The sequence below is a fragment of the Thermosporothrix sp. COM3 genome (genome assembly GCF_059696735.1).
On record NZ_AP019376.1, the window covers coordinates 2,031,920 to 2,056,301 of the forward strand.

Annotated in this window: 3 protein-coding genes; all 3 read right to left on the reverse strand. The window is 52.9% G+C overall.

Annotated features, from left to right (window positions below):
- Positions 1-25: 25 nt before the first annotated feature.
- The 3 genes from KTH_RS08920 to KTH_RS08930 are packed head-to-tail and all read right to left on the reverse strand — an operon-like array spanning position 26 to position 24,361.
- Positions 26-9,067, reverse strand: coding sequence for an amino acid adenylation domain-containing protein (locus KTH_RS08920; protein WP_497617962.1), 9,042 nt, complete (start codon positions 9,065-9,067; stop codon positions 26-28).
- Positions 9,067-19,758, reverse strand: a complete 10,692-nt coding sequence (locus KTH_RS08925) for an amino acid adenylation domain-containing protein (protein WP_497617964.1) — start codon at positions 19,756-19,758, stop codon at positions 9,067-9,069. Before KTH_RS08925 ends, KTH_RS08920 begins: the two co-directional genes overlap by 1 nt.
- Positions 19,751-24,361 (reverse strand): type I polyketide synthase, encoded by a 4,611-nt coding sequence (locus KTH_RS08930; RefSeq protein ID WP_497617965.1) that lies wholly within the window; start codon positions 24,359-24,361, stop codon positions 19,751-19,753. Before KTH_RS08930 ends, KTH_RS08925 begins: the two co-directional genes overlap by 8 nt.
- Between the last annotated feature and the right edge of the window lie 21 nt (positions 24,362-24,382).

Here is a 24,382-nt window from a genome sequence, read left to right on the forward strand (position 1 = left end):
CTTTCTCCTCCCTTTCTATGGCTTATTATTTCTCGTCGTTGTGTAACAGGGTATTGAGCAGTTCATCAAGGGCATCTTCTGGCAACTCATCCAACTGTTCCAGGAGTTGGTCTGCATCTTCTGAACTGAAGGTATCTTCTCCCTGTAGCGTGTTCTGTGGTGCAGTTGTTTGCTGATGACCAGTAACATACTGCGCCATTTCCGCGATTGTTGGCGTTTCAAAGAGCGCCCGTAAGGGAAGCTCCATCTGAAAGACGTTGTTAATACGCGAGACAACCTGTGTGGCAAGGAGCGAGTGGCCGCCCAGCTCAAAGAAATTCTCATGAATGCCGATCCGTTCCAGCTTTAACACCTGACACCAGATATCGGCAAGCGTCTGCTCCACAGGCGTACGAGGTGCTGCCTGCTGTTTCTCCTTTGTCGCCGAAGTATCGAGTGAGGCCAGTTCGGTCAGCGCATTTCGATCAAGTTTGCCGTTTGGCGTGAGTGGTAAGGCATCAAGAAACATGATACGAGCGGGCACCATGTATTCGGGCAGCCGTTTCTGAAGATAGCTACGCAGTCGTGTGAGAAGGTGACGCTCTGTTTTCTTTTCGAGCGGCTGATTGGCATAGTCATGCCAGTTCGCTTGAAGGGATGGACGAGGGAATGCAGCAAGAATGGTCTGTTCCGATATAGCCTGATCACGACGAACAAACAGGGCATCATAGCTGCCTCGCTCTTCCTGCCTGGCCCAACTGAAAAAGGCAGCATATCCTGTTGCTTTCGCTATCTCCTCAAGCTCTTGAAGCTCTATACCTTGTGCCTGGATAGGCATTTGTCGCCAGGTTTCCAGAGTGCTTGTCTTATTGGGCGCTTCGAGCCACTGCTGCGCGGCTAACAGATGATCCAGGCGTGCATTTGGAATATGCTCAATGCCGATCACCGTCGGTCTTTGCTCTGTCAGCAGTGTGTGCAGGTGTGCGAGCATTCCTGTTTCCCAGGCAAGCCAGGGGCAGGAAAGGGGAGGCTCTTTTGCTGGCTGATCGGCGTACAAGATCACCTGATAACGGAACTGGGTGAGCTCATTGTGCTGTGGCCCACGCTTGGGAAAGATGTGTGCCTGCTTGAGTCGCGGATGCTGTTGTGCCAGAGCAACAAACAGGGCAGGATCAATGACAAGCTCCTCTTCCAGGTGGCGATCATGCATCACCCTTTGCTGTAGTTGTTCTTTTGTAATGCTGTCTGGTGCCTGTTCAAGCTGTACTGCTAGCTGGAACATTTCCAGGAGCGGAAGGCTTCTGACATCACCCAGGAAGATCGCTCCTCCTGGTGCCAGCCGCTCGATTGCTCCGTGCAAGACGCGCAGAAGGTAATGGACATCGGGAAAGTATTGAACGACCGAATTGAGGATAATAACATCAAAGAAGTCGTTCTCCCAGTTACGAAAGTCGTCGGCATAACGTTGCCACAGATGTACCTGGGGGAGAGGGGTATCTAGCTCTTTCAGCGTTTGCTCAATATAAGCCAATGATTGGGCTGAGAAGTCGCTTCCATAATACACCTCACACGCCGGGGCCAGCTTAAAAAGCAGCATACCAGTTCCGCAACCTATCTCAAGAATACGACGTGGCTGTAAACGACGTATCTCATGGATGGTGTCTTCAAGCCAACTTCGCATTTCTTCCTCGGAAAAGGGAAGCCCGGTATAGTTGCTGATCCATCCGATCCGGTTGAAGGTAGGATCAGCCAGTTCCTCACGTACGTGATACAACTCTTCATAGAAGTGCTGCCAGGAGGAAACATGTTCTCCCGCCATGCCTGTTGAAGAGGAAAGCATTTCCTGGCGGGGAACAACGCAGGCAACCAGACGTTTTTCTTCGGCGGTCTTTCCGGGTAAAACAACAGCGGCTTCCTGTACGCCCTCATGCTGTCTAAGAACCGCTTCAATCTCTTCAAGCTCGATCCGAAAGCCTCGTAGTTTGACCTGAAAATCCCGTCGCCCGAGGAATTCTATGTTGCCATCTGCGCGATAACGGACCAGATCTCCGGTGCTATACAATCGCTCTCCGGGCTTGTTGCTGAATGGGTCGGGGATAAAGCGTTCGGCGGTCAGGTCCGGGTGGTGGAAATAGCCACGCGCCAAACTCTGCCCACCAATAAAGAGTTCTCCCGGAGCGCCGGGCGGAACAGGCTGTAGCTCCTCATCAAGCACATATACCCTGGTATTAGAGATAGGGCGACCTATATGGGGAGCGCCTGCATTTGCCTCTTCGGGAAGTACTCTGCCAGATGTGGTCACAACTGCGTTCTCTGTCGGACCATAGTTATTCATCAGCAGAAACGGAAGGGAAGGGGCTGGATAATGGTTTAACTTGTCGCCGCCGGTCAGGAGCAAACGAAGGGCACTATCAGAAGGCCATGAGAGCGGCAATATGGCTTCTGCCAGGAGCGTTGGGAGAAAGCTGATGGTGATTGAGTGCTCAATAAGCCAGCGCTGAAGCCGTATTGCATCCTTGGGGAGGTCTTGTGGGGGAATGTGCAGACTGGCTCCCGCGAGCAGATACGGCCAGATTTCCCAGGTTGAGGCATCGAAGGCGACGCCTGCGACCAGTGTTGCCCGATCATGACAGGTAACTTGAAATGCGTGTTGATGCCATCGAACAAGATTCAGCAGGCTGCGATGGGATATCATCACCCCTTTCGGCGCGCCTGTAGATCCCGATGTGTAGATGATATAGGCGAGCGAGTCCGGCTGTACATCTGTGGACGGTGGTTGAACTGATTCCTCTGCCAGGGTTGCATCAAGTGTATCCAGCGTCAGCACCGAGGGAAGCTGTGATTGTGCAAAGAGCCCGACCAGTCTGGAGTGCGTCAGCAGGATGGAGATGCCTGCATCCTGGATCATAAACGCCAGACGTTCCGGTGGATAGGCTGGATCAAGCGGAATATATGCACCACCTGCCTTCAAAATTGCCAGCATTGCGATAATAAGTTCTGGACTCCGGTCAAAACAGATACCAACCGGGCTCTCACTTTGTACTCCCTGCCGCTGAAGGTAGTGGGCAAGCTGGTTCGTACGCTGCTGCAAGACCTGATACGGAATATTGTGTCCCTCATATGCAAGGGCGAGGGCCTCAGGCGTTTGCTCGGCCTGTCTCTCGAAGAACTGGTGAATACATTGGTCCTGTGGGTAATCCAGCCGGGTCCTATTCCAGGTGACTAAGAGCTGTTGCAGCTCATCTTCCTCAAGTAAGGCTATCTTCTGAATGCGCTGTTGGGGGTTGGCAACGATTTCTGTGAGAAGGCGCAAGAAATGTTTCGTTAACCGCTCAATAGTATCTGCATGGAACAGGTCGGTGTTATATTCCCAGATACAGAACAGATCCTCACCCTGGTGAACGCAGGAGAGCTGTACGTCAAACTTTGCTGTCTTATTATCCTCCCAGATCGATTCAACAATGATACCGGGTAAGGAGACAGAGGTGCTAGCCGTATTAACAAGCTGGAAAAGGATCTGACAGAGCGGATTATAGGCCAGATTTCGTTCTGGCTGCAGCTCTTCTACCAGTCGCTCAAACGGCAAATCCTGATGTTCATATGCTCCAAGCGTGACCTCACGCACTCTGTGCAATGCCTCTAGAAACGACGGGTTCCCGGACAGGTCAACACGTAGGACCAGCGTATTGACAAAAAAGCCAATGAGCTGCTCTAGCTCAACCTGACGGCGATTTGCGATAGGAGAACCGACTACAATGTCTTGTTGCCTGCTATGACGCATGAGCAAGGTTTGAAAAGCCGTCAGCAGCGTCATGAACAGGGTGACTCCTTCCTTCTGGCTGAGCGTCTGAAGGCGGGCAACAAGGGAGGCAGGAATAGAAAAGTGCATCTGTGCCCCGCGAAAACTCTCAGTGCGCGATCGCGGGAAGTCCGTCGGGATCTCGAAGAAGGGGAGCTTTTCCAGTTGTTTTGTCCAGTACGCAAGGTGTTTCTCAAGCTCATCCTCGGTTAGCCGCTGCCGCTGCCAGAGTGCAAAATCTGCATACTGCACGGGAAGTGGCGGTAATGATGGCGTTTCCCCTTTCAAGAAGGCCGTGTAGCAAGCGCTTAGCTCGCGGCTCAGTACCTGCATGGACCAGCCATCGGCGGCGATATGATGTAGCGTGAGCAAAAGAATGTGACTTTCTGGAGCAAGACGCAACAGAACGGCCCTCAACATCAAGTCCCGGGCAAGATCAATATGGCGTTGAGCCTCCTCTATTGCCAGTTGGCGGCTTCTCTCTGCCTGTTCCTCAGGAGAAAACGAAGTAAGATCTATGAGCGGGAGAAGCTGTTCTGGTAGCGTATCTGGCGAAAGGATCACCTGATGTGGTTCCCCTTGATAGACGCGAAAGACGGTGCGTAGACTCTCATGACGGCGCAATATCTCGCGAATGCTCTGTTCCAGAGCTGTGTGATGCAGGGGACCGGTTAACTTCAAGGCAATAGGGACATTATAAAAGGGATTGCCGGGAGCGAGCTGGTCCAGAAACCATAATCTCTGTTGGGCAAAAGAAAGCTGAAGGGGACGTTCGCGCTCGTTCAAGATGGGAATGGCTTCATAGTGTTCCTGTGTATACTGTTCCAGCCTGGCCGCCATCGCTTCAACTGTTGGTGCTTCAAAGAGAAGCTTTAAGGGAAGTTCCAGTTGTAAGTTGCTGCGAATCCGGGTCATAAGTTGTGTGCCAAGCAGCGAGTGCCCTCCAAGTTCAAAGAAGTTGTCTTTGATGCTGAGCCGCCTGACTCCCAGAACCTCCGCCCAGATCTGAGCAAGACGCGTTTCAAGCTCTGTTCGTGGTGATACCCATATCCCCTGTGTATTTGCCGGATAATCCGTCGGGACGGGCAGACGTTTCCGATCAACCTTCCCATGTGCCGTGAGAGGAAGTGCATCTATTTGCATGATTGAGGTGGGTCGCATATATTCAGGCAAGCGCTCGCTCAGGAAGGCGCGAATTTGCTGCTCAAGCAACGCTTCCTGCTTGCGCCGTAAAGGATTGTTCGCGAAGCGTGACCAGTTCAGCGGAAGCTCTGCGGACCGGGTGCCGGTTCTAGATCCTTTGCCGCTGAGAAGAGCGACGGCTTCAGGGGTATTTTCCTTCGCGAAGAGCAGTTCAAGGGTGTCAGCTACGCCGGTATGCCGAATATCGCAAACATAGGAGAGATCGTGCGCAAGCGACCGGAACACCTCGGGATCTATGGTATCAGCCTTGCTGACCTGTGCCCGAAACTCGCCAACAGTCAGGGATGTTTCTGCTTCGTTGAGCCTATGCCATTGTTGTAGAGGCCGCTGTACATGGCCATTGGGGACGTTTTTAACGACCAGCAGTGGTGCAGAGGCTTGCTGCAAGCGCGATCGGAGCTGTTCAGGTGTCCAATCACTCTGCCAGGAGAGTTCTTCTCGCTCCGGGGGTATCTCTTCCTGTTGGTCGAGTCTCAGCAGAACGTCGTAGCGATATTTCGTTAATTCGTTGTGCGCCTTCCCCTTTTTCACACGAATAGTGACCTCGCGGATGCGAGACAGGTATGCAGGCAAACATTCAAAAAATTGTGGATGAAGTAAGAACTCTTCTTCCTGTCGCACATCTCGTTGAACCTGTTGTAGAAGCTCTCCGATTGTTGCACTGGCATCCGCATTCAGAAGCCGAACTTCGGCGCGGAATACCTCCAGCAAGCGCAGGTCACGCACATCGCCAATGAAGAGCACGCCACCGGGTGACAGGCGTTGTACGGCCTGTTTCAAGACCTGAAGCAGGTACTCAACGTCCGGGAAGTACTGAATAACAGAATTGAGAATCACAAGGTCGAAGCGCTCATCATTCAATCCTATCTCCTCGTCGGCACGGCGCTGAAGCAGGCTTACATGCGACCAGTGGCGTTCTTGGACCAGCGCGCTGACCTGCTGCAATGAGACCCTGGAGAAGTCAGTACCAACGTAGCGCTCGCATTCTCCTGCCAGTTGCAAGAGAAGCAGGCCAGTTCCGCACCCGATTTCAAGGACACGGCTTGGATGCAGATTTCGGAGCTGCTGTAGAGTGCTGTCGCGCCACTCGCGCATCTCCTCGGCTGGCAGAGGCTCACCTGTGTAGCTACTGTTCCAGCCGATAATATTAAAGTCATTTTCCTGCTCTGGCAACTTTTGAAGATAGGTTTCGTCATAGAGATCCTGCCATTGTTCCACTAATTCCTGCTGGTAAAGGTGCTGCTGTGCATCTCCTGCTACCTTCTCGGGAACAACATATGCGATCAGGCGTTTCTCATTTCCGGGGCCTTCATATGCCTGCACGCTGCACTCTCTGACTCCCGGCTGCAAACGCAATGTCGCTTCGATCTCTCCTAACTCGATACGAAACCCTCGAATCTTTACCTGAAAATCGTGCCTTCCTATAAACTCGATCTGCCCATCTGAGCGATAGCGAACCAGATCACCTGTTCGGTACATGCGTGCGCCGGGTTCAGTTGAGAAAGGGTCTGGGAGGAACTTTTCGGCGGTCAGGTCGGGTCTATGCAAGTAGCCCCGTGCTAACCCTTTTCCACTGCAATACAATTCCCCGATGACCCCGACTGGCACGGGCCTCAATTCGCTATCCAGAATGTAGATGCGAACGTTATCAATAGGGCGGCCTATCGGAGGCAGGATCTCTCGCTCTATCTCGGCAGGACTGACAGGCGTCGAGGTCGTGACAACTGTATTCTCTGTTGGACCATAGTTGTTCACCAGAGTGAAGGGTATCTGTGCCAGAGAGATCGAGTGTAAGCGATCCCCGCCTGTGAGCATAAGCCGAAGGGCCGTGTTTGGCTCCCAGGGTAACTGTAGGATTTGCTCGGCGAGAGGAGTTGGCACAAAACAGATGCTGATGTGTTGTTGCTGTAACCAGCGTTGTAAGGTGGAGGGATCAAGGCGAGTATCGTTATCTGGCGGCAGGTAGAAGCTTGCCCCACGGCAGAGGTACGGCCAGAGTTCCCAGACCGAGGCATCGAATCCCAGGCCTGCCAGCAACGTTGTGCGATCATCCGAGGTGACGGCGAAGCTGCGACAATGCCAGCAAACAAGGTTGAACAGGCTCCCGTGTGAAATCTGAACGCCATTTGGCTTCCCTGTCGAGCCAGAAGTATAGATCGTATATGCAATCGTCTCCGGCTCTAGCGAGAGGCAGAGATTATCTACGGGCATCTGCGCAAGGGCCGCCTGTGTTTCCTGGCTATCCAGCACGACAATGTGAGTATCGCTCTGTTCAAGATAGCGACAAGAGATATGTTGCTGGGTCAGGAGAAGGTCAGGCTCGGCTTCCTGAAGCAGTTGCCGATTTCGCGCCTCTGGTGCCTCGGGGTCGAGCGGAATATAGGCTCCGCCTGCTTTGAGGATACCGGTCAATGCAACGAGAAGCCAGGGAGTACGCTCAAGAAGCACACCAATCCGGCTCTCTGTGGTGATGCCCGCTGCTCGCAAGAAGTGCGCTAGCTGGTTTGCCTGCTTGTTCAGCTCGTGATATGTCAGCCGAAGCGTCCCTTGCTCCACAGCCAGGGCATCGGGACGCTGAACGGCCTGAGTCTCAATTTGTTCTATCACGCTCTGCCAGGCGGCTCCTGTAGAGGCTGACTGGCTCCACTGAAAGATCAGTTGCTGATATTCGCTATCGCTTAACATGCGCACATGCTGAAGCGGCTGTTGAGGGTGCTGGACGATCTCCTCCAGGAGATTGGTATAGTGATGGACCATACGCTCAATGGTGGCTTCGGCGAAGAGGTCGGTATTGTAGATGAAGACGCCTTCCAGCCCGTGCGCAGTACGACCGATATGGAATTCAAGATCAAAGCGAGTCACTTCATTGTCGATTACCAGCGGCTCCAGGCATAAGTCTGTAAGCTGAATAGTCTCCATCTGGGTGCTTTGAAGCGCGAAAACGATCTGAAAGAGCGGATTTCGGTTCAAGGCGCGTTCCGGTTGTAGCTCCTCTACCAAACGTTCAAATGGGAGATCCTGGTGCGCATATGCATCCAGCGTGATGTCTCTGACAAGGCGTAATAGATCCAGAAAAGAAGCCTGCTCATCCAGTTTTGTGCGTAAAACCAGGCTGTTCACAAAAAAGCCGACCAGTCCTTCGATCTCCTGACGCGTTCGATTGGCAATGGGCGAGCCAACTGCAATATCAAGCTGGCCTGTATAGCGAGACAGGAGAATCTGGAAGACAGTGAGGAGAGACATAAAAAGAGTCGCTTCCTCTCGCTGTCCCAGGGCTTCCAGTTGTTGGGTCAAATGTAATGGGATCTGGATACGGACCCGCTTTCCCTGATATCCCGGTAGGGCTGGCCGGGGATAATCGGTCGGTAGAGAGAGCGGTTGTAGGTCCTGTAACTGTTCACGCCAGTAAGCCAGATGCTCTGTTAATGCCTCTTCCTGAAGTTGCTGCCGTTGCCAGTAAGCGAAATCAACATACTGGATGGGGAGCTTTTGAAGCGGAAGAGGCTCTTCCTGTCGCCCTAGCGCTTCGTAGAGCGTGCCTAATTCCTTCTCGATGACGCGCAGGGACCAGCCATCTGAGATGATATGGTGCATGGTGAGCAACAGGAAGTGCTCTTCTTCTCCGAAGCGATAGAGGCTGCCGCGAAGAAGCGGGCCTTGCTGCAAATCAAAAGGGCGATGTACTTCCTGGAGAATACGTTTCTGTACCAGGGCGGAAGAAAACCCCTCTGTCTCGCTGAAGTCTTCGTAGTGAAGCTCAAGAGATTCTGCGGGTTGCGGCAACTGACGGGGCTGCCCGTTTTCCTCGATGAAGCGTGTACGCAGGGTTGCGTGTCGCTCTATGATAAGATCAAGACTCTTTTGCAGTCTCGCTCTGTCAAGCGCTCCACAGAGGCGGATGCCCATTGGTACATTATAAGCGGGGCTCTGCGGAAGCAATTGGTGAATGAACCAGAGTCGCTGCTGCGCAAAGGAAAGCTCAAAAGACTGCACTCCTTGCTGCTGTTCCTGCAACAGCTTTACCAGAAGCTGGCGCTGCTCTTCTCCGCTTAACATTTCAATAAAATTCTGCTGCTCGTGGGCCATTACTCGTTCTCCTCCTTCGCTGTTAACATTTGTTTGAGCAAAGAGCGCACTTCATCAGCCGAGAGCTGATCTATCTGTTTGAGCAAGTCATTTCTGGTTTGTGACGCCAGCGTTGTAATAGATGAGGAAGGAACGTTTTTCTCCTTCTTCTGTTGATCCAGCTTCGTAGCCAGCATGGAAATGGTCGGATTACTGAAAATGCTTTGCAGCGGGAGTTCCAGATCAAAGACTGATCGAATACGTGAAAGGAGTCGCGTTGCAAGTAAAGAGTCGCCGCCAAGCTGAAAGAAGTTTGCGTCAAGGGCCACTCTCTCCAGATCGAGCAAATCGCACCATATCTCGATAAGCCGGGCCTCTGTAGGCGAGCAAGACCGGGGAACTGCTTCGCTCACTTCCTGCTGTCTCGCTGGCTGAGCAGGTAATGGAAGCCTTTTTCGATCAACTTTGCCATTCGCCGTGAGAGGAAAGCGTTCTAACGGAATAATTGAAGTCGGAAGCATATACTCAGGCAGGCGCTTGCGCAAGCTCTCAAGTATATGCTCGCTCTGTAACGTCCTTACGGTATTTGGACCCTGAGCAAGAATGAGATCCAGCCCGAAGTAATCTGTAATTGAGCCTGGCTGATGCAGGTTGATCGATGTCTGGAAGCCCTGCTTCTTCAGGATCTCTGCCCATTGTGCCCGTGAAAGGAGCGGATGAGGCCACCGTATTTCGGTATCTTCAAAACGATCAAAGCCTTGCTGCAAGCCCATTGCCAGATCAAAAGAGGGGTGGAAGGCTGTTTCTTCGAGAAGGAGCAGCAGACCATTTGGCGCAAGCAGCGAACGAATATGCGCAAGGGATTGTTCTATGCGGGCTGTTGCATGCAAGACGCTGGAAGCAATGATCAGATCGAAGCTATGCAGATCGTAGCCCTGCGCCTGTGGATTCTCCTCAATATTGAGAATGTCATAGGTCATAAACGGGTAATGGGCAAATTTCGTACGGGCTTCTTGCAGAAAGTATCGTGAGATATCTGTAAAGACAAAATTCGTTCTTTCCGCTGGAAATGCCGGTAGAATATATTCTGTAGTTGTGCCGAAGCCGGCTCCCACCTCCAGGACGCGCAGTTTGCGAGGGGCGGGATAGTGTTGTACCAGATCGGCAGTGATTTGCCTGGCAAGTAGATTACAGTAGTGGAAGAAGCGGTAGCTTGCCACTGTCTCTGAAGAGACGTAGATCTCTGCTGAATGGACATCTTCTCGCAAGATTGCACTCAGCCTGGTTACAGTCGGTGGCGGAGTTTCGGAAACGTGCTCCAGCCAGCCAAGTTGTAGCAGCGCCTGATTTGTTACCTTTGCTGCCGTCTCATGGTACTGGTGCCAGACTTCGGTAATATCGGTTGCCGGTAGCGGTTCTCTGGCCTCAAAGCGCTCACGAGTCTGTACCAGGAGGCCCCTCTTTGTGAGAAGAGCCATGTTTCTTGTCAGCCATTTTCGGTACCGGGGATGGATCTTACAGACCTCCATCAGCTCATCAAGCGTATAGCTTTCAGCCGCAGTATGATAGACCCCCATATCTCGAAGTGCTTTACAGACTGCCAGAATAAGGACCTCTTCCAGTTTTTGTTCTGTCTCAATGACCTCTGGTGTCACTGAGGGAATAGAGAAGGTGTGTATATGTTCCTGCCAGCAAGCCTGAAGCTGGTTCCAATCGAAAGCGCTCCCCGTTGCCTGCTGTGCGGGAATAACATATGCCAGCAGCCGCTTGTGCTCAAACTGCTCACCAACAGCAGTGACAATAGCCGAGTCAATTTCGGGGAGCTGAACTAAAGCTACCTCGATCTCACCGGGTTCGATGCGATATCCACCTACTTTCACCTGAAAATCTTCACGTCCGAGAAACTCTATATTGCCATCTGGTAGATAGCGTCCCAGATCGCCGGTTTTGTAGAGTCGTTCCCCGGTTACAGGGTGGCGAATGAAACTGGCATGTGTTTTTTGCGGGTCACGCCAGTATCCCTGAGCCAGTCCATGACCACCGATATAAAGCTGTCCGGGAACCCAGGTGGGGCAAAGCTCGAATGCTTTGTTGAAAACGTAAAACTGCTGATTGGTAAGTGGCTTCCCATAAGGAATGCTCTTCCATTCTGGCTGGATGCTTGTAATCGGGTAGTAGATAGACCAGATTGAGGCTTCAGTGGCGCCTCCCAGGCTGATAACACTGGCTTCGGAAAACAGGGCCGTGATCTGCTCAGGCAATGACAGGGGAATCCAGTCGCCACTGAGCAGCACAAGGCGGATCGTTTGTGGCAGGCTGTATGCACTTCCCTGGGCATACTCAACCAGCATGCTCATCAGCGCGGGCACAGAATTCCAGATCGTCACTCGATGCTGCTGAATAGCCCGACACCAGGCCGCCGGGTCACGTGTCTCTGTCGCTTGGGGCAGAACAATGGTTGCTCCGGCTGCCAACGCGCCGAAGATGTCATAGACCGAGAGATCAAAGCTGAGTGAAGAGAGCGCGAATACTCGGTCCTGTTCCGTGACCTGAAAGCGCCTGTTGATATCCAGGATCGTATTCATTGCTGCCTGATGATCAATCACAACACCTTTGGGGTGACCGGTAGAACCAGAGGTATAAATGACATAGGCTATATCTTCGGGCTCCTGTTCAGCATGTTCCTGGCAGGCGACCGGAGCCTGTACCAGATCATCGGTGATAGCAAGCACATGGACCTGTTCGGGCCAGGATAGCCGATCCTTGAATTGTGGCTGTGTCAGGACGACCGGGACATCTCCGTGTTCAAGCATATAGTGGATCCGCTCCTGAGGCTGCCGCGCATCTATAGGGAGATAGGCGGCTCCTGCAAAGAGAACGCCCAGAGTAGCAACAATCTGTTCCCATCCTTTCTCCATGACAATAGCTATAAGCGTATTGGGCCTGACTTTGTGCTGCTTGAGCTGTTGGCTGAGCTGATATGCATGTGTATAGAGATCGAGGTAGGAAAAGCTCCGTTGAGCTGTAATCAAGGAGACGTGTTCTGGCCTCTTCCTCACCTGTTGCAGGAAGGGGGTATGTAACAGGACCTTTTCTGGCTGTTCGGCAATGGTATTGATAGATGTAATCATCTCCTGCTGTGGTAAGGGAAGCAGCGTGTGTGGCGTCCTTCTGTTCCAGCTTTCGCGTGCTTGCCCTAGCGTCTGTAAAAGGGTGCAATACGAGCTGAACATATCGTCCAGGAGGCCCGGTGGGAAAAGCTCTTCTACGGCATCCCAGAGCAGCACAAGCTCGCCATTTTCTTCTGTTACCTGATGATCCAGCCAGACTTGAGGTGTCTGGGAGATGCTATATGTGAGCGTTCCCAGTTTTCCTAACCAGGGTTCAATTGTTGTATCGGATGTTGGTGGTAGAACGCTGGTAAAGACGACGGGCATGAAGAGAGTGCCACTTTCCTGCTGCTTCTGTGCAAGTTCACGTAGCACTTGTACCCCGCTTACATAGCGATTGTCCAGATCTTGCCAGAGCTGCAATTGGAGCTGTTTGGCCCATTTCAAGAAGGAGAGCTGTTCCTGTGGTGCGACCTCTAGCAAAATGAGCGAGGTAAAGTCTCCAAGTACCTCATTCACCTGTGGGTGAAGGGGGAGTCGATGAAAGATGGTCAGGTTCAGCGTGAAATGATCTTCATTGCACCAACTGGCAAGCGTTCTGGCAAAGGCTGCCAGCAGGAGTGTAGAAGGAGTCAGTCCCTCTTCCATTGCATAGGTTTTGAGGCGCTGCCAATTGGTGCGGCTCATGCGTGTGCTGCGACGCTGGAAGCGAGGGCGCTCGATCTCCTCGGGCTGCTTTACCAGAGGTAAGATGGGAGCAGGTGGCAGTGAGGAGAGCCGTTGTCGCCAGTATGCCAGGGATTGTGTATATACCGGTAGTGAACGGAGAGCCCTTTCATGCAAAATGTAGTCACGGAATGAGAGATCAAGCGCTGGAAGTTCGCTCTCCGGATGCTGATACAACTGTGTCAGTTCGCGACTGATAATTTGCAGGCTAAAGGCGTCACAAATCAGCAGGTCAAAGCTAAAATGCAGCCGCGTACAATGGTCGTTCAGCAGAGACGCTCGGATGTCAAACAGTGGCCAACGTTCGGCAGGCAGAATATGATGAGCCATTTCCTCGCGAATACGCTTCAGTTCGCTGTCGCGATCTGGATGGTCGCGCAGGTCCACAGTCTGGATCTTATAGGATGGAACGTCTGCCAGAATGCGTTGTTGTCCATCTTCGGTAACAATCATCCGCAACATTTCATGCCGCTCAATCAGCCGTTGCCAGCAGCGTTGGAACAATTCAAGATCGAGGTCTGGCGCATCGACTTCCGCATAGAGGTGCGCTGCTGTATTACCAAGAGCAAACATATTATTTTGTCCAACCCAGTACGCGTACTGCACATCAGTGAGCGGAAAGGGCTGGAAGCGCTCCTGTGGCGCTGGTACAAGCTCGGGCAAGTTCACGCTATTGTCGGCCTGTTGACTGCGTAGAAGCAAATCAATTTCTTGTGCCTGTTCTACAATAGTCGGAGCGGCAAAGAGCTTTGTCAGAGACAGGCTCACCTGAAACTCATCCTGTATGCGGGCGATGAGAGCGGTTGCCAGCAAGGAATGACCGCCAAGCATAAAAAAGTTGCTCCGGGTATCGACCATTTCCAGGCCAAGCGTCTGTTGCCAGATCGTGGCCAGCCGCCGTTCTGTCTGTGTTTGTGGTGTTGCTACCTCTGCTTTTTCTGTATGCGCGACAACGACCTTGCGACTGCCTCTCGTTTCAGCGGGAAGAAGCGAGAAGAGATCCTGAACCTGTCCCCGATCTGCGATAGAGCGCAGCAGCATGGTCAATTGCTGAAGGATATGTTCTACAAAGGCTTCATCAAGGCGTTCTCTGTCATAGATAGCGCGAACACGCAGTGCCGAGCCGGGCAGGATCATAAGCGTCAAAGCGTATTCGGTACGTGCGCCCTGGTAGAAGGCATCTCGTAGATGAAGGGTGAGGTTGCGGCTCGTAATGTGGCGTTCACCCAGCGGATAATTTTCAAAGACAAGAATGCTATCATAGAGCGCCTTTGTCGCTGGAACGTCGCTCCATTGGTGGATCTGACCTGCTGAGCAATACTGAAATTGCTGTGTCTCCGCAAAGGATTCCTGTATCTCGGCCAGCCACGACCAGAAATCTTGCTTGTGCTGGACATTGAGACGAAGCAGTATCGTATTGATAAAACAACCGATGATGGTTTCGATACCTGCGATCTCCGCGGGGCGCCCGGCAGTTGTGACCCCAAACGCGATGTCATCTCGGTCCAGATAATGGGCCAGAAGGAGCGCCCAGAGTCCCTGGAAGAGCGTGTTCAGGGTGATATGCTGCCGCTGTAATGTTGTTTGTAACCGGTGTGTTCCTTCGGCATCCAGTTGTACAGTTTGTTCTGCGTAACAATGAGTAGTTGCTTCAACGCCAAGACAGGTCGGCTGTGTAAAATGGGCCAGTTGTGAGCGCCAGAAATGTTCGGCGGCTGTCAGGTCCTGTTTTTGCAACCAACGCATATATATATTATAAGGAGCGGATTGTGTGGGAAGGGCAGGAGCAAACAGAGCATCAAGTAACAAAGAGAGGCTCCAACCATCAAGAACAAGGTGATGGTAGGTCAGAACGAGCTTGAAAGCTGCTTCATCCAACTGGCAGAGCGTCAGGGTAATCAAAGGACCAATACTCAGGTTGCAGCGCTCTCTTTCCGTTGCCAGCACTTTTTGGAGGGCTTCGTCCTGCTGTGCAGATGGAAGTGAGAGCCAGTTATAGAACTGAAGCTCTTTCTGAGATGCGGGCCTATCACTCCATATAATCTGTAAAGGGGCGGGATCCCAAACGAAGCTTGAACGGAGCGCCGCGTGCAGGCTCACAAGCTCGTGCCAGCGGTGCTGCAATTGCTCTATGGAAAGTGAGCCATGCAGCGTGCAGACAAATTGCTCTCTATATTTATCCGTTTCCTCTGTCAGCGAAGAAAGGAGCATGCCTTGAAGCGATGGAGAAAGGGGAAGAAGCTCTTCAATAGCATACTCAGCGAGCTCGTGCCCGCCCTGTTGAAGTCTGTACACGAGATGATCAAGCTGCTGCTGACTCAGATCGATCAGGGGGAAATCGGCAAGAGTATAGATGTTTTGGAACGTGCTATGCTCTGACACGATCTGTTCTATAAAATGAAGCATGTCCCGGGCAAGTTGTGCTATCACATCATGGCTGAACTGGTGCTTGCTACATGTCCAGTGAATATGCAGTTGCCCTTGAAGAAGCATGGTGTTGATTTCCAGTATATGGCTTCTTCTGGCATCGGGGCTGCGCAGGTTTCCCGGGAAGGAAAGCGCCGTCTCAAAAAGGGCATTCGTATCGGTGGCGAGGTCAAAATGTCCCAGGTAGTTAAAGAGAACTTCGGAAGTCGATAGCTGTGCAAGCTGCTTTTCGCCGCTGAGATACCGTAAGATGCCATAGGTCATACCGCGCTGAGGGATCTTCTGCAATTGCGCTCTCACCTGCTTGAGGGCCTGAACCGGTGTCCGCTCTGAAAGTGAGAGGTGGACAGGATACAAAGAGGTAAACCAGCCTACCGTTCGAGCGAGATCACATTCATCAAACAGGTGTTCTCTTCCATGCCCCTCAAGGTCCAGCACAATAGTCTCTCGGCCAGCAGAAGCGGACAGAGCCAGAGCAAGCGCTGTAATCTGCACTTCTTCGGGTTGTATACGGTAGCGCCGAGGCAATGTATGAAGCAGGTGGTGAGTTACAGCGGTTGAGAGCGCTACAGAAACGGTGTGTGCATCTCCCTCGGTATTGCTCCCACCTGGATGCGCTATCGGTAATAGTGGATGACTATGGTTGTTCCCAACCTGTGCAAACCAGTACTGATTCTCGGGTACATGCGGTGCGTCTTGCGCGTAGATCTGGAGACGCTCCGCCCACTGTTTCAGCGAGGTTGTCTTTGCTGGCAATGAAGGTGTGGTGCCCGTACCAGACTGGCTGTATGCTGTTTGTATATCCTCAAGCAGAATTCGCCAGGAAACGCCATCAACAGCCAGATGATGGGCGGTAAAGAACAGCTTATCAGGTTGCCCCTCACCAAAATGGAAGAGCACAACCCAGAAGAGAGGCCCGTTTTCCAGATTGATACTTGTTTGTAGCTGATCCATCACCTGCTGCATAATGCTCTCCTGTTGAGCAGCGGGGAGAGGGGATAGATCTACATAGGCATAGGGTGCATGTAATCCTTTTGCCTCAGCTATGCTTTGTTCCCACCCATTTGCGGTAAGCTGGAAGCGCAGGCGAAGCGCATCATGATGCTCTTGAAGGCAGGCCACGGCTTTTTGTAATCTCTTGTTATCAAGGGGCTGTCTGGCTTGAAGCAAAAGGGCCTGATTCCAGTGATGGGGATTGGTAAAGTGCTGCTCAAAGAACCAGTGGCCAATAGGCGTCAGCGGGACCCGTCCCACCACAACGCCCTGTTCAGCCTGCAGCATGTGCGTATCACTGGTATGGACTGCCAGCTCTGCGATGGTTTTGTAGCGGAAGATGTCCCTCGAAGTAAAATGGAGTCCTTTGCTGCGCGCCTTCGAGACGACCTGCATACTCAGGATAGAATCACCTCCCAGTTCAAAGAAGGTTTCATTGATCCCGACTCGCTCAACTCCGAGCACTTCGGCCCAGATCTCCGCAAGTATCTGCTCATTCTTTGTTCGCGGGGCCGTATACAGCTTTTCGGATTCGTGGGCCTCGGGCTCTGGCAAGGCCTGCCGATCAATTTTCCCATTGGCGGTCAGGGGGAGGGCCTGAAGCTGAATAAAGAGGGCCGGAATCATATAATCGGGCAGGTATTGAAGCAGGTGCGCTCGTATGTCAGAGGATGCGAGTGGCTGACCCGTTTCCGGCACAACATAGGCTACAAGCTGCTTGCCGCCTGCCAGCTCCTTCACCATGACGACCCCTTCCTTGAGTCCAGGGAAGGTAGACAGGTGATGCTCTATCTCTTCAAGTTCGATACGATACCCTCTGATCTTGATTTGCAGATCTGCTCGTCCCAGAAACTCGATCTCGCCATCAACAGTAAAGCGCGCCAGATCGCCGGTTCGATACATCCGCGCTCCTTCTTTGCCGTCGTTGTAGGGATCGGGGAGAAAGCGTTCCGCTGTAAGTTCGGGGCGATGGAGATAGCCCCTTGACACACCCGCTCCTCCAATATAGAGTTCGCCCACGACGCCCGGTGGGACAGCCTGAAGCTGCTCGTTGAGAATATAGATGCGCGTATTCGAGATCGGGCGCCCAATTGTTGGTGGTTTGCCCTGACGGCGCAGGGTATAGGTGCTGTATGTTGTACATTCCGAAGGGCCATAGAGATCGTTTACCTGCTGAACCGCCAGCTCTTTATACAGTTGATCGACGAGCCGGGCCTGCAATGGTTCGCCGGCAAGGTTAATGATGCGTAGTCGTTCCAGAGTCAGACCCTGTTGAACTAAGGCGGCGATTGCCGAGGGGACTGTATTTATCAGCGTGATCTCGTCACGGGCTGCCGCATCTGGAATTTGCAGGGCATTTTCAGTCAGGATTGCTGCACCTCCGCAACTGAGCGGAGCAAAGATCTCAAAGATAGAGAGATCAAAACAGATAGAGGTTGAGACTGCAACGCCTGCCAGATCCTCCTTTGAGAAGGCATGGCAAACCCAGGTAAGGAAAGCGACTGCATTCCGATGTTCCAGCGCAACTCCTTTCGGAAGCCCGGTGGAACCGGATGTATAGATGCTGTACGCGAGCGATTCGGGCGAGAGCGATACCGTCAGGTTTTCCATAGGAAGAGAGCGCTCACGTCTTTCATCGAGGCGGATAAGCGTACACCCCTGCTGGAATATGGGGGCAAGCTCACTTCTGGTCAGCACTATTGAGGCCCGACTGTCCTGAAGAATAAATCTGATCCGTTCAGCAGGGTATGCCGGATCGAGAGGAATATAGGTGCCGCCCGCTTTCAAGGTTGCCAGAAGTGCTACAACAATATCTTCTGTGCGAGGAAGATAGATACCAACCGGAACCTCGGGACCCACTCCGTGATGCTGTAGTAAACGGGCCAGTTGATTCGCTCTCTGATTCAATTGCTGGTAGGTCAGGCGCGTTGTGCCACAAATCAGAGCGGTAGCCTGCGGTGTTTGCTCAACCTGTTGCTCAAAGAGATGATGCATACAGAGCGCTTCGGGATAGGGTAATGTTGTCTTGTTCCAATCCCGAAGCATCCGTTGCTGCTCTGCGGCGGACAACAGCGGATATGAGTCCAGCAGTGCGTTTGGAGAAGCACATATCGCTTTCAGGAGTTCCTGGAAGTGGCCTGCCATACGTGCCATCGTGGCTTCTCTGAAAAGATCACTGTTGTAGCGCCAGCAGGCTGTAATATGTTCGTCACCCTCAAAGATCTGAAGAGTCAGGTCAAACTCGGCTCCCAGTTGTTCACCGGACAGGATATGAAAAGCGGCGTCATGCTCTGCTCTTTGCTGTTCTTTCTCCAGGGAAAACGCGACCTGAAAGAGCGGAGATCGGCCCGGATCTCTTGTAATCTGAAGTTGTTTGACCAGCAGGGGGAAGGGGTATTCTCCATGCTCAAGGGCCTGGGCCACTGTCACGCGCATCTGAGAGAGAAGGGTGCGAAATTCCATATGTTCTGAAAATTGCGCTCGCAGGACCACAGGATTGACCAGATAGCCGATGACCCCTGCTAATTCGGCTTCGTCGCGCCCGGCTGTCGGGGAGCCAATGAGGATATCTTTTTGATTGGTGTACCGATAGAGTAACGTCGCAAAGGCTGTCAGAAGCAAGGTGTAGAGGGTCGTTTTCTCGGTTTTTGCCAGTTCGCGCAGGTGTTGTGTCATATGGGCATCAAGGGTGAAGCTGTAGCGTGCGCCCTGATAGGTCTGCATCGGAGGGCGAGGAGAATCAAGAGGCAGTTGTAACACAGGGGGAGCGCCCTGGAGTTGCCGGGTCCAGTATGCTCCTAGCCGCTTCCCGGGCGTTTCGCTCATACGCTTGCGCTGTCTATACGTATAGTCCAGATACGACATTCTGACCGGTGCAAAAGCTGGCTGCCTGCCACTTGAGAGAGCCTTATATGCTGTCTCCAGGTCCTGTATGACCAGTTCAAGGGACCAGAGATCAATAGCGATATGGTGGAACACGAGAAGAAGGACGTCCTGCTCTGTCTGAAGGCTGTGGTAAAGATGCAGGCGTAGCACAGGCCCCTTCTCCAGATCGAACGGATTACTTGCCTGTTCGCGTAGGAATGCCGGCGTGACATAAGCAACTGAATGGGTCTCCAGAGCCGGTTTGAGCATAGGATGGATCTGCTGATAGGGGATACCATCCCTGACAACATAGGTTGTCCTTAGAATGGCGTGACGGGTTATGATTGCTTCAAGTGCCTGATGTAAGGCCGTTTTATTCACCGGTGCCGTGAATTGCAATGCGCAGAAGATAGTATAAGCCGTGCTGCCTGGCTCCAACTGATACAGGGACCAGAGCGCCTGTTGTCCATAGGAGAGCGGATGAAATTCTGTCGCTGCTTGCTCCCGTTTCTTTTCTTCCAGAAGACGTCTTAGCAAGAGGCGCTTTTCATCGAGAGAAAGATTGGTTAGTGGCTTGGGAGAGTCATTCATAGCTTTCGCCTTTCTTCTGCTGCAACAAGCTGTTCAGGGCGGCGTCCATTTCTTCTACCGAGAGCGAGTCTATATTTGCCAGAAGCTCATCTATTTGTTCGGGAGATGAGAGAGCTTGCTGAGCTGTTGTGTCCGCTGTAGCTGTCTCTTCAAGTAATCTCTGCTGAATCTGGATTGCCAGTGTTCCGATCCCTGTATTGTTGAGCCAGGATACAAGCGGAACGCGTACTCCCAGGCGTTCTTGTACTGTATGTTGAATATCAAGTGCCGTCAGGGAATCTAGCCCCAGATCCAGAAGCGTTCTTTGTGGCGTCACGTCGTCACTGGACAGTTTGGTCTTTGCCATGATGATTGAACTGAGTTCTCGTTCAATGGCCTGTACCTGTTGTGATGCATCTAAAGCCAGAATCTGTGAGCGCACCGATTGATCAGCTTCGGTTTTTTTCTGCGGCAGGATATCAGCCAGCAGAGACGAACGGGACAGATAGGCGTAGAAAGTCTGGAACCGTGGTATGTCGAGATGCATAGCGGCAACCTGTGTATGAGCTTGCCCCAGGAGATAGGAAATAATGGCACATCCCTGGGCCGGTTTCAGACTCTTTAATCCTCGTTCCGCCAGTTGGGTTTCGAGGTTTTCCCGCTTTGTTACCTGCCCTACTGTATCCCAGGGACCCCAGTTAATCACGATAGCTGGTAGCCCCTGAGCGCGTCGATAATGGGCAAAGGCATCAAGAAACGCGTTTGCTGCTGCATAGCTTCCCTGGCCTGCGGAGCCCAACAGCGAGGCAACCGATGAGAAGAGGATAAAGAAATCCAGCGCATACTGAGTTGTATTCAGGTGCAGGTTCCAGGCACCCTGGATTTTAGGGGCCATCACCTTCCAGAGCCGCGCAGGAGTTGTATGAACCGCAATAGCATCATCTAACTGAGCGGCAGCGTGAATCACGCCTTTGAGATCAAGTTTCTTTTGCTCAAGGGTAGTGAGAATGCTGCGAACATCGTCTGCATTTGTGATATCGGCCTGTAAGACAAGCGGCTCTGCTCCTGCCTTTCGCAGTTTTTGAACAACCGCCTGCGCGTCATCACCGGGGGCATGCCTCCCTACCAGAATCAGATGACGTGCTCCCTGCTGTACAAGCCAGTCGGCGATCACTAATCCCAGACCTCCGAGACCGCCAGCAACAAGATACGCACTCTGTTCTTTGATAGAAAGGGATACTCGCTGCATCTCGCTATAGGGCCGTAGCCTGCTGACATAGCACTCTTGCTCACGCAGGACGAATTCATCCTCGGTAAGTTGCTCCTCTGTAAGGAGTGCAGTCAAGGTCTGCAATGCGGACTGCTCCGGCTGAAGATCAAGGTCAACCAGCATACAGCGGAGCGAAGGAAATTCATGTCTGAGCGTTCTTCCGAGTCCCCAGAGCGGTGCCTGCATCAGCCCTGGCGTGAAGTAGCGTGTGTCGAGAGCCTGAGTGGCTTTTGTGACCAACCAGAGCGCTGTGTCATGTTCCAGCTCTAAGTGTGCAAGTGCCTGAACAAGCAGTAACACACTCTCGCAGCCCGAGTGCTGAGCGTGCTGGAAGTGAGGAGGTTCGCCAGAGTGATCCAGACTCCAGAGATGGAGAATATTCAGCGAGCGCGTGGTGAGCTGCTGCATAATAGCACTCAGGATCTCCCTGTATGCCGATGGTTCCGCACTCTCAAGCACATAATCGGCGTCAGCGTGTGCAGTTGAGGCCACCGTAATACATCGTTGGCCGCTGGCCTGGAGTAGATGCTTTACAGTTTCGCCCACGCCTGAACTATCCGTAAAGAGGACCCAATCCTGTTGCTTCCCTGGTGTCGATGGGACTGAATAGGGCTGCCAACATACCTCGTAGAGCCATTTCTGAAGTGGTGGCTGTGCTGATGCGGCTGGCTTTTTGCCTGACGGAAGCCAGTAATAGGATCTCTGCCACGGGTACGACGGAAGCGCCACAGGGAGGCAGGGCTGTTGATAGAGTGCCTTCCAGTTTGGCTGATAGCCGCAACTATAGAGCGTTGACAGCGATTGGAGAAGAAGACGCCGTTCGGGCTGCCCGCGCCGCAGCGACGGAAGAATAAGCCCCTGCTCTTGCACGCATTCACGGAGCGCGGGGGCCAGTACTGGATGTGCGCCGACCTCCAGGAAGGTGCGATATCCTGCCTTATGCAGTTCCATAATGGCATGCTGAAAAAGCACTGGCTCACACATATTACGTTTCCAGTAGACCTCATCTAGCTTTTCAGTTGGCTCGATTTTGCGACCAAAGACCGTCGAGAAGAAGGGAAGCCGGGCAGATTGAGGGTGAAGCTGAAGGAGAGCGGCCTGTAGCTCGTCTCCCAGAGGTGCTATCTGATAGCTATGAAAGGCGTAGTTTACAGGCATCATCCGTGCAAAAATCTGCTTCTCACGCATCTCCTGCTCGATCTTTTCAAGGAGTGCAGTATCACCGGCCAGGGTGACCATAGAGGGTGCATTGAGTGCTGCAAGGGAGAGCCTTCCTTTATAGCGATCTAGCAGGGCTTCTGCTTGTGATAGCGGAATATTCGCTGAAAGCATTTTCCCCTTCCCTGCCACAGCATGCATAATTCTGCCACGATAAAAGACCAGTTGAAGCGCGGTTTCAAGATCGAGGATACCGGCCTGATGAGCGGCTGCAACCTCGCCAATACTATGCCCGACAACTGCGGATGGGATGATTCCCCAGGAGCGCCAGAGCGCCGCAAGCGAGACCTGAATTGCAAAGATCATCGGTTGTGCAATTGAGGTATCGTCTAAGCGTGAACTGTCTGGTGACGCCATAAGGGTATCAATCAGGGACCACCCGCTATAGCGACGAAAGATGGTATCGCATTCCTGGAAGGTATTACGAAATACTGCTTCCGTTGTATAGAGTTCGTGTCCCATCCCGGGCCATTGTGCTCCCTGCCCTGAGAAAACATAGACGATTCCTCTGGATGACTCCCGGGAATGGCGCTCTGCTTCTGGCGGCTGTGAGAATGCGGCGAGCTGCTCCGCTAGCTCTTCCCAGGTTGAGGCGACAAAGGCGGCTCTCCGCTCATAGTGACTTCTACGCGTCCCGGCAGTATAACAGACGGAGTAAAGAGAGTGATCGTTCTTGCGCCAGGAAGCTATTTGTTCTTTGAATTGTGCAACTGCTGCCCGCAATGCCGCTGTAGTTCGTGCTGAGATGGGCAACACATAGTGTTCCATAGATGAGACAGGAGTCATCTCACGAACAACCGGGGCTTCCTCAAGCACTACATGCGCGTTTGTTCCTCCAAAACCAAAGGAGCTGACGCCAGCGAAGCGAGGTGTGTCGCCACGTTTCCAGGGGGTTGCTTCTTGTGCGATCTGCAAGCGGGTGCCTTGCAGATGGATATGCTCGTTACACCGCTCAAAATGCAGGTTTGCGGGGATCAGCTCATGTTGCATGCTCAGAATAACCTTGATGCAGCCAGCGATGCCAGCAGCGGCCTCCAGATGGCCGATGTTGCTCTTGACCGCCCCCAACAGACAGGGAGGGCCAACCGTGCCGAGGGCCTGAGCGAGAGCTTCTATCTCGATGGGATCGCCGAGGGCGGTGCCGGTGCCATGTGTCTCGACATAGCTGATCTGAGCGGGAGAGAGGGAGGCGTGAGCGAGAGCCTGAGCGATGACCTGCTGTTGAGAGAGGCTGTTAGGGGCAGTGAGGCCGGCGGAGCGACCGTCCTGGTTGAGGGAGGAACCGCGAATGAGGGCGAGGATAGGGTCATGATCGCGGATGGCGTCGGAGAGGCGTTTGAGCAGGAGGACGCCGCAGCCTTCGCCACGGACAAAGCCGTCAGCTCGTGCATCGAATGGCTTGCATCTGCCATCCGGGGCCAGTACGTGCATTTGAGAGAGACCAACAGTAACGTCTGGCGTGAGCATCACGCTCACTCCACCGGCAAGGGCCAGATCAGATTCGCCCGTGCGCAGGCTCTGGCAGGCCAGATGGAGCGCCACGAGCGAGGAGGAACAGGCGGTATCTACTGCCAGACTTGGTCCTCGGAGGTCGAGCAGGTAAGAGATCCGATTAGCGGCTATAGAATGGGCAGTGCCCGCAATACTGAAGTTATCAAGCTCATCCAGAGCAGACATCTGTAAGGTAAAGTAATCACGGTGATAAATGGCAATAAAGACGCCGGTTTTGCTTCCAGCTAGATGTTCTCTTGCTATGCCTGCCGCGTCCAGAGCTTCCCAACTTACCTCAAGCAGGAGCCGCTGCTGTGGGTCCATTGAAGCAGCCTCACGCGGGGTAATGCCGAAAGCAACCGGGTCGAACTCCGCGATATTTTCCTGAAGAAAGCCGCCGAGGAAAGAAGTCATCTTCCCTGGCGTTGCTGGATCGGGATCATACCATGCATCCTGCTCCCAACGATCCGAAGGCACAGGAATAATTGCATCCTTTCCACTTTGGAGAAGATCCCAGTAGGCCTCTGGTGAATTCGCGCCGCCAGGGAAGCGGCATCCCATCCCAATAATTGCTACAGGCTCTTTCTCTGGGAGGAGAAGTCTGGCCAGTGTCATGCGTTGCTCGGGTGAGAGCTCGGCTACCATTTTTTTCAGGGCGTCTAACAT